This is a genomic window from Flavobacterium tructae (assembly GCF_001853485.1).
GTDB classification, from domain to species: domain Bacteria; phylum Bacteroidota; class Bacteroidia; order Flavobacteriales; family Flavobacteriaceae; genus Flavobacterium; species Flavobacterium tructae.
This window is the reverse complement of record NZ_MIKE01000027.1, coordinates 239,785-251,833: the sequence shown is the minus strand read 5'-3', so window position 1 is coordinate 251,833 and position 12,049 is coordinate 239,785. Positions and strand designations below refer to the sequence as shown.

Genomic DNA, 12,049 nt, shown 5'->3' with positions numbered 1-12,049 from the left:
ACATTTTTTTAAACCTTTATAAATTTAAAATAATGAATACTACTAAAGCACTTCGGATAGCATTACTTTTAACAATAACAATGGCTTTTCAGTCCTGCTGTGTGAAAGAAAATGCAATTGTGGCACATCGCGGAGCATGGAAAAAAAACAATCTTCCTGAAAATTCTATAGCCGCTCTAAGACATGCCATCGATTTAAAACTTCCCGGTTCAGAATTTGACGTATGGAGAACAGCCGATGATTCACTTGTAATCAATCATGATGCACATTACAACAAATTGCTTATTGAGGAAACCAATTATGCCGATCTTATAAAGTTTAAACTTTCAAACGGAGAGAAGCTCCCAACCTTGTACGAGTATATTGTTGAAGGTAAGCGAAATAATAAACGCACACTTTTGGTTTGCGAAATAAAACCTTCGGAAATAAGTAAAGAAAGAGGAAAAAAAACGGCGTTGATGGCTGTTGAAGCCATCCATAAACTTAAAGCAGAAAGAAATACCTGCTACATTAGTTTTGATTACGAAATGCTGAAACAAATCAGAGAAGTCGATTCCCGGGCAAGTTTACAGTACCTCGAAGGAAACAAATCTCCGAAAGAAGTTAAAGCAGATCGTATCAACGGCGTTGATTATCATTATTCAGTATTTAAGAAGCATCCGGAATGGATCAAAGAAGCCAAAGAGTATAAGGTTATTTTAAATGCGTGGACGGTAAACGAAGCGGCCGATATGGACTGGATAATTGATCATAAATTCAATTATATCACTACCAATGAACCTGAGTTGTTAGAACAAAGGATAAAACAGAAAAAATAGAGCTATTGAAACTGTGTTTTCTCTTTTGGAGAAAATCTTTTATATAAAAATCATCCTATGAAAAAAACATATGTAGTAGCTGTTATGCTGATGCTTGTTAGTTTAAGCAATACAATACTCGCACAAAACACTAAAATTCCCGGTAAAACAGAATGGTTTGACCCCAATAAAAAAGCAACGACCTACTGTAATCCAATCAATATTGGGTACAATTATACCACCGAAAATCACAATGGTATTCCGGAGTCCAGACGTTCCAGTGCTGATCCGGTAATTATTACATTCAAAGGCGAATACTATTTGTTCGCGACCAATCAGGCAGGATATTTCTGGAGTAAAGACATGTCAGACTGGAAATTTGTATACGGAAGTTTTCAACGTAAGCCCGCCGACGACGATCAATGTGCACCTGCTGCCTGGGTAGTTAATGATACCTTATTTTATGTGGGTTCGACCTGGAAAAGAGATCATCCAATCTGGAAAACTGCTGACCCAAAATCAGGACAATGGCTGCGACATGTTGATAAAGCGATGCTGCCAACCTGGGATCCCGCCATTTTTCAGGACGATGATAAAAAAGTGTACATGTATTATGGTTCAAGTGGAAAATTACCATTTGTAGGTGTAGAAGTAGATTATAATACCTGGCTTCCGAAAGGCAATCAGGCAGCTTATGAAAAACTGTACAAAGCCACCGAAGTAGAAGATATTCAGCGTGCTTATGGCGAGATAAAAGAAGTAGTAGGTTTAGATCCTGCCAATCACGGCTGGGAACGTTTTGGCCCCAATAATGATATGGAACCCGCACCTTGGGGGAATTTTATAGAAGGAGCCTGGATGACCAAACACAATGGCAAATATTATATGCAATATGGTGCTCCTGCCACAGAATTTAAAGGTTATGCCAATGGAGTTCATATTGGTAACAGCCCGTTAGGACCTTTCACCTATCAAAAACACAATCCTATGTCATACAAACCGGGAGGATTTGTAATCGGAGCGGGACATGGAAACACTTTTGCAGATAATTATGGCAATTACTGGAATACCGGAACCTGTAAAATTTCTATCAAAGACCGTTTCGAACGTCGCATTGACCTATTTCCTGCCGGATTTGATAAAGACGATGTGATGTATTCGATTACTTCTTATGGGGATTTTCCAATTGTTCTTCCCACCAAAAAACGCAATCAGGAGAAAGGAGCTTCTTCCGGCTGGATGCTGCTTTCGTATAAAAAGCCTGTCACTGTTTCCTCTTCAGAAGAATGTATGGAAGTGGAAACCCACAGAATGGACAATGGAGGGAAAAAAGTATACGAGAAGTTTTGTTACGGGGCGGTCAATTTGACCGACGAAAATATTCAAACGTATTGGTCCGCAAAAACTGCTGATCCGGGTGAATGGTTACAGCTTGATTTAGGCAGACAAATGCAGATCAATGCCTTGCAGATCAACTATGCCGATCATAAAGCAACACAGTTCAATAAGGCAATGGATATTTATTATCAGTACAAAATTTTCATGTCGGATGACGCTGTAAACTGGAAGTTGGTAGTCGATAAATCTAAAAATGCAAAAGACGTTCCGCACGATTATGTCGAGCTGACGAAAGCAATAAAAGCACGTTACATTAAAATGGTCAACGTTCATAATGCCTCCGGATTGTTTGCGATTTCAGATTTCAGAGTGTTTGGAAACGGATTGGCAGAAAAACCACAGTCGGTTCTTGGTTTTAAAGTAGACAGAAATGCAACTGATGCAAGAAATGCTATGATTTCCTGGAAAAAACAGACGAACGCAACCGGTTACAATATTTATTACGGAATTGCACCGGACAAATTGTATAACAGCATTATGGTTTACGACGAAAGTTCGTATGATTTTAGAGGCCTGGATAAAGGAACCACTTATTATTTTACCATTGAAGCCTTTAATGAAAACGGAATTGGTGTAAAAAATGAAGTAGTAGAAGTAAAATAATTCTCATTTTGACCTCTTGAGTGTAATTTATTGTAACACATAGAGTAACATAGGTTCCGTATCTGTAAAAAAGACGTTCCACTTCACTGAAATACACCTATTTCTTTTGTAGTTTTTTTTATATCGGAAGTCTATGTTTCTGTGTGTTATTTTTTTTCGAAATCGTTACATAAAAATACTGGCAGTTCTAAAGAATTTTGTTCCTTTGTTTAACAACCAAAAAATGCTATACAACCTATGAAAAAAACGATTCTGTTAACTGCATTAGTTTTAAACGGATTGACATCTTTTGCGCAGTCAAATGATGAGAAAAACATTAAATTATTTTATAAAAAGGCCCTGACCGAGTCTAAATGTTATACCTGGTTAGAATATTTGTCTAACGACATCGGAAGCCGTTTATCAGGTTCTGCAAGTGCCGAAAAAGCAGTGCAATACACGAAAAGACAATTGGAAACCCTTGGTCTTGATAAAGTTTATCTACAGGAAGTAATGGTTCCGCATTGGGTACGCGGCGAAAAAGAAACCGCTTATATTTTAGATAATAAAACGAAAACTGTAGTGCCAATTTGTGCTTTAGGAGGATCAGTTGCTACTCCTAAAACAGGACTTACAGCCGAAGTAATCGAAGTAAAGGGAATTAAAGAACTGGCAGAATTAGGCGATAAAGTAAAAGGTAAAATTGTGTTCTATAACAGACCAATGGATCCGGAAAATATCGAAACCTTTAAATCTTACGGAGCCTGTGTAGATCAAAGGTATGCCGGTGCAAAAGAAGCGGCAAAATTAGGTGCAGTTGGAACAATTGTGCGTTCGATGAATTTGCGTTTAGACGATTTTCCGCATACAGGAGCTCAAAGTTATGGCGACTTACCAAAAGATCAATACATTCCAACTGCCGCAATCAGTACAAACGGAGCGGAATTGTTAAGTAAATCTTTGAAAGTAAATCCGTCTTTGAAATTTTATTTCAAACAATCCTGTGAGACCTTGCCGGATGTTTTATCTTATAATGTGATTGGAGAAATGACCGGAACAGAAAACCCTGGCAATATTATGGTTGTCGGAGGGCATTTGGATTCCTGGGATTTAGCAGATGGTTCGCACGACGATGGAGCAGGAGTGGTTCAAAGTATGGAAGTAGTTCGAATTTTGAAAAACTTAAACTATAAGCCTAAAAATACGATTCGTGTCGTTCTGTTTATGAATGAAGAGAATGGAGGAAAAGGTGGTGCTAAGTATGAAGAAGTTTCGAAACAAAAGAAAGAGAATCATATTTTTGCGTTAGAGAGCGATTCTGGAGGATTTTCTCCAAGAGGATTTTCAATTGAAGCAGATGACGCTAATTTTAAGAAAATAGCCGGATTTAAAGACCTTTTTGAGCCTTATTTGGTGCATAGTTTCACTATTGGACATGCGGGATCAGATATCAATCATTTAACCTCTAAATCGATTGTAAAAGCAGGTTTAAAACCGGATTCACAACGTTATTTTGATTATCACCACGCGGCAAACGATAAGTTTGATGCTATTAATAAAAGAGAATTGGAGCTTGGAGCTGCAACCATGACAACGTTGATGTATTTAATGGATCAGGGTGGAATTGTTCTTCCGGCTGCAAACTAAATTGCAAAAATCAAATTCAAATTCCAAATTCCAATAGGGCTGACCTTATTGGAATTTGGATTTTTTTTATTTAGAAATTTATGTGATTAACTTTTAAACGTGATCGTAAATTTTGCCCCTTTGTTGGGGGTACTTTCCACGTCAATATGACCGCCAAGATTCGTTACATGATTATAAACCAGATAGAGTCCGATTCCGTTACTGTCTTTGTTTGAGTTAAATGTCTGATGTAATCCAAAAATTTTGTCTTTTACTTTTTCCATATCAAAACCAATTCCGTTATCCGAAATAATTAACTGTGTGGTTCCGTTAATAGTAAGGGAATTAAAGCTGATAAATGGCAAAAAACCGGGTTTTGAGTACTTAATCGAATTGGTAATTAGATTCAGGAATATACTCTTTAAGGAAGTTTTGTTGAAAAGAATTGTTTCTGCCTCCGAAAAATCAATTGAAATTTTGGCTTTCGAATTGTGCACTAAGGAATTAATAGAGTCTAAAACTTCTTTCAATACAACTTCAAAATGCAGGACTTCCAACTGATCGTCTTCTTCATTTTTTTTATCCAGAAGCGCTACATGATCAATTAATGTTTTCTTTAAACTTTGTGTAGAAATTTCAATAATGGAGATTAATTCGAGCGTTTCAGGATCTGTAATAGTAGATTTGTCCAGGAGATCAAAAACGGCCAGTATGTTATTTACAGGAGATCTTAAATCATGTGCCGTAGTATAAGTAAGCTGTCTGAGTTCCTTATTGAGTTTGGTAAGTTCTGCCAGATGAAGATTTCTTTCCTGTTCCATCTCTTTTCGGAAAGTGATGTTTTTGGCAACAGCATAAACGAGTCTGTCTTTGGCAACCGGAAAAGAACTCCATAAAAGCCAAACGATAGCACCGCTTTTAGTCACATATCGATTTTCAAAATTATACAAACCAATATCCTGAGTAAGTTCTTTGCGGGCATTTGTAGTCGTCAGTTTATCGGCTTCAAGAATAAAATCGTTTATGGGGCTTGAGAGTATTTCTTCTTCAGTATAACCCAGTAATTTAGTCATAGCCGGGTTTATTCTTTTAAAATAGCCGTCAAAACCGGCAATACACAATAAATCGGGTGAAGAGTCAAAAAAATCTTCAAACTGCGGGAAAAAATGCAGATTATTTTGGGAATATTTAGGTGCTCTATCGATCATAGTTTAAACCTAACTTAAAATTTACTCTGCTAAAATAGTATTAAAATTTTATATTTATGTTTTGATTTTAACTATTCTGTTGGATATTCGTTTAAAAACATTTTAATACGTTGAAGAGTTGTCATAGGGCTAAAAATGTAAGTTTTTAGAAACGAAGTTTTTTTGTTTTATTCGTCGATACTGATAAAAAAGGGCTTTTAGTAGGTGTCAATAATCGTTTTTAGGAGGTCAGAATCGGCCAAATCAACAGGAGCGACTACTTTTTCGTCGAGCGGAATGTTATTTCCGTATCTTTCCTTGATTATTTTTTGTACCCTTTGATCAGTTAAATTAAAATCCTTCAACTGTTTTAGTTTCGACAATTCGATGTTTGCGGCATTTTTATAAATTTTCCAGATCAGTTCAGAGCAATAAATTCTGGTATCGCTCCATTCAAAATATGCGTCATATTCTCTTCCGTCAAATTGCTGACTGTACGCTTTCATTTTTTGTAGCACTACAGGAGTTAAAACTTGATCAGAGTTTTTTAATCGTTTTATAAGATATTTGGCCTCTTTTCCGTTCTGAACCCATTCGTTAAAAGGAGTAAGTTTTACAGGCTGAACTGCTTCAAAAACAAACCATTTTCCGTTGATATCGTAAATGATGCCACAATGAGAAAATTTAGAGTTTGTGGCAATTCGTACGGCTTCACATTGCGGAGATTGAGAGGTTTGAAAAATAATATCCCCATCCTGAATTTTAGTTTGTAGAGTGTTTTCCTCCTTGGTTTTAGTATGGGAAAACGGATTGTTAGGAAAAACCTTCAGAGCAACAAACAAAGCGCAGCCAAAACTGAGTAAAAAGGTAATAACCGGAAAGAGATATTTTGATTTTTTCATTTTGTAAAGGTGAAATGTGATATGTAAAATGTAAAATGTAAAATGAGATCTGTAAAAGGTGAAACCTGAAACCTGAAACCTGAAACCTGAAACCTGAAACCTGAAACCTGAAACCTGAAACCTGAAACCTGAAACCTGAAACCAATACCTTAACCCTCATCTACCAATTAGCGAGACAAATAAAGGTCAAAAAAAAATAGTTACCAAAATGATAACTATTTTTAAGCATAATTTTAAGAAATATTAGATTCTGAAAATTCCTCCAACAGCAATAATTCGCTGTAAAAAGAAAAAGTCCTGTGATGCTCTGTCTTCACTGCTTTGTGTAGTTCTGATATCCTGCATGTTGATGTAACCACCTTTTAACTCACCTTGTATGTAAAAATACTTGAAGAAAGTAAGGTTGATTCCCGCTTTTGCAGAAAGACCATAACCAGAAATATGAAAATCATCATGACGTTCTTTTCCTAAAAGAGTTGTATTGGTTTTAGGATATAAAAGTCCTACACCTACACCCTCAGTCAAATTAACCTGAATTTTATCAGTGTTAGTGATACCAAACAATTTAGAAATATCGTCATGTCTGGAAACTTCAGTATTAATATAGTTCAAACCGTCTGTATGTTCGTACATTAAAAAAGCAGTTCCGCTTCCAACTTCACCTTTTCCGAAACCACCTTCCTGAGCACCACCCTGAGACATGTCTACAGGTCTATTGTTGTAAACACCATTGTAAATAGATCCGGCCTGATCAGCAGGTAAATTGATGTAACCATTTACATTAGCTGTTTGATTCTGAGTCATCACATATTTCATATGATCCCAACCAATCGAAACGCTGTAATGATCACTAAAGAAGTACCCCATTCTAAAGTTGGTTTGCGGAATCGTCATGTTAACCGGGTTTACATAATCAATATGCCATCCTTTTGGTTTATCATGCGCTTTCATATTATCAACTGTAAAGTTGTAGTCTTTCCCTCTGAAATTCACATCAGATTTAGTGTAACTTTCTCTGTTTCCTCCCCAGGAAACGAAAAATTTTCCTTTATTGTGGGCAGTGTATCTTTGTACTGTGATTTCTTCTTGCGCAAAAGTGCTTGCTGAAAAACACAACAAAAAGAAAACTAAAATATTTGTTTTCAATGAAATGGTATTAAGAAATTAAAATGAGTTAACCGTTTTTCTGATCGCTACTAATTTGGTCATTAAACCTTCGAAATAGTCTAAATGAAGCATATTAGCACCATCACTTTTGGCATTAGCAGGATCGAAATGAGTTTCGATAAAGATACCGTCAACACCAACCGCAATACCTGCTTTGGCAACAGTTTCGATCATGTCCGGTCTTCCTCCCGTAACACCGGCAGTCTGGTTAGGCTGTTGTAACGAGTGTGTTACATCCAGGACTGTAGTAGCGTATTGCTGCATAGTAGGGATTCCTCTGTAATCAACAATCATATCCTGGTAACCAAACATAGTACCGCGATCTGTAACCATAACATTTTCGTTGTTACAATCCAGTACTTTTTGTACAGCATGTTTCATACTTTCCGGACTCATGAATTGTCCTTTTTTCAAATTAACAGTCTTTCCTGTGTTTGCTGCAGCAACAACAAGGTCAGTTTGACGAACCAGGAAGGCTGGAATTTGCAAAACGTCAACGTATTGTGCGGCCATAGCAGCATCTTCATTGGTATGAATATCGGTTACAGTTGGAACGTTAAAAGTCTCTGAAACTTTTCGTAATATTTTTAATGCTTTTTCGTCGCCAATTCCTGAGAAACTATCGATTCTTGAACGATTGGCTTTTTTAAAAGATCCTTTAAATACAAAAGGAATCTGAAGGTTGTTGGTAATACCAACTAATTTTTCTGCAATTCTAAGAGCCATTTCTTCCCCTTCTATGGCGCAAGGTCCTGCTAATAAAAAGAAGTTGCCGCTTTCAGTATGCTTAATTTGTGGAATATGTTGTATGTTCATAGTATGTTTTTTTGACAGTGCAAAGGTAGTTATGATTTATGAATAGCAGATGAAGATTTATGTTTTTTTTAAGAAGCTAATCTGGTTATCCGCTGTGTAATTTATATTGAAATCAGGATTATTCCCTCGAGACTATTGCAAGACTTCATTCAAAATCTTAAATGTTTAAGATGAAGGGGCAATATTAATGCGTTACAAAAAGATAATAAATGACATTTATCATGTTGCTTGAAAATTAGCAGTATCATGAAAAAATTACTTTTCGTAAGATCGTTTCATGAAGTACTGAATGATTATAACCACTATCAGGACAAACGTAAAAATAAGCGTGAACATAAAAAGTCCAACAAACTCCATTCCGCATCTAAGTGAATTTGGATTTTGCTCGATATATTTATTAGCATTATAGGTGGCAATGTAAAAGGAAATAACAGGTACTATTATTTGCGCGATGATACTAATTATGCAAACCGTTCCGAATTTTAAAGATATAGTTTCACCAATTGCTTTTCTTCCGGCTATAATTTGAAATAGCAATGGAAGGATAAGTACAATTAGAGGTACGTTTTCTAACATATTATAATCCTGAGTGTAACTTTATTTTTTAATTGCTCTTTAAACGCAATCCCATTGGAACCATTAAAATACCTTTTTCATAAACGTTCAGATAGAGTTTTACCGGCTTCTTTTGCCCGTCCCATTTAAGCTCATATACATTTAGGAATCCTGCCCCCATGTCGCTTCTTTTGGTTGGGAAAGGACAACAGGTTTCTAAGCGGGTGTAGGTTATTTTTTCACCATTTGGACCTGCTAAAGCATTTAAAAAACGAGTTTCGTTTAGAGCTTCATTTCGGGTATTCTGAAAAAACAGGTTTACAGGATAATCAGGATCGTAACCGTATTTTTTATCGTTGCTGAAAAGCGTAATCGAAAATGTATTGTCTTTCTTTAAAACAAGATCAGGAGCGTTGTCATCGACATTTTTTAAAGTCGATTTTGTGCTTATACAAGATGTTACGCTGATAATGAGAACAATAAAAAGGGCTATTTTTTTCATGGTTTATTAATGTTGGTCCTACAAATGTAAAGTGTTTTTACTACAGATGATAAGGATTTAAAGATTTACGGGAAAAATGGTTGTAAATCTGCTGCATCACTATATTCTGCGGTTAATCTGCTTTTTTAGTATTTAGTTTTAAAATACCAATTACAATCAGATATTGTGCCACAAGATAGGTGAGCATTATAAAAAAGGAACTTTTTTCGATGGGAGCATGAAATTTATTGAAAGCCAAAATACTATCAGAAGTAACAAATGAAACTGCACCTGCTAAAACGTAAAGACTGCCTGTTTTTTTCCAAGTCAGACTGCCATTAAAAGCAAACAGCAGCATTGTCGAAATTACGGCTGCATAAATGATTACGGGGATTTTTAATTCACCCAGATTTGGCATCAAAAATAAAACCATTCCAACTAAATAAAAAGCGATAAGCAGGCTGCCAATTGCAAAAAGGACTTTATTGATAGTAGTATTTCTTTTTGTTTGTTTGTTGAACAGGACGCAATACATGAGGTGAGCAATTAGGAAAAAAAGAAGCCCTAAAATAAAATAGATTTCACCAATATCAGCAAAAAGCAGAATTACATCACCCAGCCAGGAAAACAATAATGCTCCCAAAAGGATGTTTTTTGAAGGGAACTTTCCGTGAAAATAAACTCCGAATCCTAATAATGGTACCAAAACAGGTTTTAGAAACAAGTCCAAATTTTGGTATTCTAAAAACAAAACAATTAGATATAGAATACTGACAACGATAAAGGATTTAAAAAAATAGTGATTTCTCATAATCGGTTTATGAATTAACAGGTTGGTTTCGGTAGTTTTTAAAATCAATATTTACAAAGTAAATTGTAATTAAAAAGGATAAGGTCAAATAGGTTAAAATAACAGGATTACTAAAGGGGATAACTTGATTTAAGCCAAACCAGTCTCCATAGTACATGATGATGCCAATGGCAATACTAAAGCGTAAACCTTCCCAAAAAATGGCATATTTACTTTTGTCCATCAATTCGCTGTAACTGTAAATGGTAATCAGAATAAAAAATCCGTAGAGGAAGATATTGGGCAATCCGATTTTGGCAACATTATCAAATAAATACGTTACAAACAATAGCGTGATTAACATTTGAGTTACGGACCAGTAAATTAGCTTTTGTGAATTTTGAGTACCATATTTATTAAAGGCAAAAACATTTTCGATTTTGGTTACAGGATATTTTTCTTCAAAATTTTCAGGTCTCCAGCCGGTGGGTTTAAACCAGATTGTGAGTTTGTCTTTCCAGTTTTCGGCACGCCAGGCGTCTTTAATCAGTAAAGTTAAATGCTGAAAATTAATTCGGATAGGATTCCAGGTTTGTGCCGGTCTCGTAATACCAAAAACAGGAGGAACATCGTCTAATTCGGCCTGAAAAGTACCAAAAAGTTTGTCCCAGAAAATAAAAATCTGAGAATGGTTTTTATCTAAATATTCAGGGTTTATAGCATGATGTACGCGATGATGCGAGGGTGTAACCAGGATGTATTCCAGAAAACCCATTTTTTTGATGTGTTTAGTATGGTACCAAAACTGCAGAAACAAATGGAGGGGCAGGGTAATGGCTATTACAGAAGCCGGAACTCCTAATAATGCGGCCGGAATTAATAAAAATGTAAACAAATTAACCAGACTCGCGATAGGCTGGCGTAATGCGCAGGCAAGGTTAAATTCTTCGCTGCTGTGGTGAATGGCATGTTTGTTCCAGAAAAGATTAATCTGATGCGCCCATCGATGGCTCCAATAGCCATAAAAATCAATGACAAAAAAAGCAATACAATAAGAAAGTACGTTGGCTTCCAGATGATAAAGCGCAATTTTAGAAACCAGCCATTCATATGAAATGAAGGTCAGACTCAATCCCAGGACGTCTTTGACCGAATTGGTAATTCCGGAGCTGATACTCGATACGCTGTCTATTAAAGGAGCGGTGTCGTTCTTTTTATAAATGCCGTATAATTTTTCGATTATAATTAATACTAAAAAAATTGGCGTTGCAATAATCAATATCTTTCCGTATTCTTCCATAAAAAAACGATTCTATTTTATTCAAATATAGAATAAAATAGAATCGTTTTTAAATTATTTGCAATTAAACAATTTCAGCGCTTAATCCGGCTTCCAAAAGTTGGGTACATTGCGGTTTTAATTTTTCAAGAGGCCCTGTTTTTACAGTGCATTTTCCGTTGTAATGTACAATTAGGGAACATTGTTCTGCTTGCTCTGGCGTATGACTGCAAACACGCATCAAAGTGTCAATTACGTGGTCAAAAGTGTTTACATCGTCGTTGTAAACAATGATTTCGTTATTGAAACCTGTGGCTTCCTTTTCGCGAACTCTTTCTCTTACTTTTTCTTTAGTACTCATTTTTTTAGGTTTTTGTACTGTTGTAATTACTAATTTTTTGGTCACAGCGTGCACAGATTGCATCGGAATTTAAAAGATCGATATCTGTGAACTATTTAATAAACAGAT

Annotated in this window: 12 protein-coding genes; 3 read left to right on the top strand and 9 right to left on the bottom strand. The window is 35.8% G+C overall.

Annotated features, from left to right (window positions below; genetic code table 11):
• Positions 1 to 32 precede the first annotated feature (32 nt).
• The 3 genes from BHE19_RS20055 (at position 33) to BHE19_RS20045 (ending at position 4,424) form a co-directional block, all read left to right on the top strand.
• A complete protein-coding gene (locus BHE19_RS20055) occupies positions 33 to 818 on the top strand; it encodes a glycerophosphodiester phosphodiesterase family protein (RefSeq protein WP_070908579.1) in 786 nt (261 codons plus the stop codon).
• Between the two features lie 57 nt (positions 819 to 875).
• A complete protein-coding gene (locus BHE19_RS20050; protein ID WP_070908578.1) occupies positions 876 to 2,798 on the top strand; it encodes a family 43 glycosylhydrolase in 1,923 nt (640 codons plus the stop codon).
• 237 nt (positions 2,799 to 3,035) lie between these two features.
• Complete coding sequence (locus tag BHE19_RS20045; RefSeq protein WP_070908577.1) at positions 3,036 to 4,424, top strand: M20/M25/M40 family metallo-hydrolase; 1,389 nt, start codon at positions 3,036 to 3,038, stop codon at positions 4,422 to 4,424.
• Positions 4,425 to 4,510: 86 nt separating this feature from the next.
• On the opposite strand, the gene BHE19_RS20040 is transcribed toward BHE19_RS20045, so the two are convergent.
• The 9 genes from BHE19_RS20040 to BHE19_RS20000 all read right to left on the bottom strand — a co-directional run bounded on the left by BHE19_RS20040 (position 4,511) and on the right by BHE19_RS20000 (position 11,941).
• On the bottom strand, positions 4,511 to 5,611 hold the full coding sequence (locus tag BHE19_RS20040) for a PAS domain-containing sensor histidine kinase (RefSeq protein WP_070908576.1): 1,101 nt from the start codon (positions 5,609 to 5,611) through the stop codon (positions 4,511 to 4,513).
• Positions 5,612 to 5,808: 197 nt separating this feature from the next.
• Positions 5,809 to 6,492, bottom strand: coding sequence for a YiiX family permuted papain-like enzyme (locus tag BHE19_RS20035; RefSeq protein WP_070908575.1), 684 nt, complete (start codon positions 6,490 to 6,492; stop codon positions 5,809 to 5,811).
• Between the two features lie 243 nt (positions 6,493 to 6,735).
• A complete protein-coding gene (locus tag BHE19_RS20030) occupies positions 6,736 to 7,638 on the bottom strand; it encodes a hypothetical protein (RefSeq protein ID WP_070908574.1) in 903 nt (300 codons plus the stop codon).
• An 18-nt stretch (positions 7,639 to 7,656) separates the two neighbouring features.
• Positions 7,657 to 8,475, bottom strand: a complete 819-nt coding sequence (kdsA, locus tag BHE19_RS20025; RefSeq protein ID WP_070908573.1) for a 3-deoxy-8-phosphooctulonate synthase — start codon at positions 8,473 to 8,475, stop codon at positions 7,657 to 7,659.
• A 255-nt stretch (positions 8,476 to 8,730) separates the two neighbouring features.
• Positions 8,731 to 9,051: a hypothetical protein gene (locus BHE19_RS20020; RefSeq protein ID WP_070908572.1), complete on the bottom strand. Its 321-nt coding sequence runs from the start codon at positions 9,049 to 9,051 to the stop codon at positions 8,731 to 8,733.
• A 28-nt stretch (positions 9,052 to 9,079) separates the two neighbouring features.
• Entirely contained in the window at positions 9,080 to 9,532 is a 453-nt protein-coding gene (locus tag BHE19_RS20015) for a hypothetical protein (RefSeq protein ID WP_017496577.1), read from the bottom strand.
• A 112-nt stretch (positions 9,533 to 9,644) separates the two neighbouring features.
• Positions 9,645 to 10,322, bottom strand: coding sequence for a lysoplasmalogenase (locus BHE19_RS20010; protein ID WP_070908656.1), 678 nt, complete (start codon positions 10,320 to 10,322; stop codon positions 9,645 to 9,647).
• A 7-nt stretch (positions 10,323 to 10,329) separates the two neighbouring features.
• A complete protein-coding gene (locus BHE19_RS20005) occupies positions 10,330 to 11,601 on the bottom strand; it encodes a sterol desaturase family protein (RefSeq protein ID WP_070908571.1) in 1,272 nt (423 codons plus the stop codon).
• A gap of 64 nt (positions 11,602 to 11,665) precedes the next feature.
• On the bottom strand, positions 11,666 to 11,941 hold the full coding sequence (locus BHE19_RS20000) for an ATP-dependent Clp protease adaptor ClpS (protein WP_070908655.1): 276 nt from the start codon (positions 11,939 to 11,941) through the stop codon (positions 11,666 to 11,668).
• Positions 11,942 to 12,049: the final 108 nt, after the last annotated feature.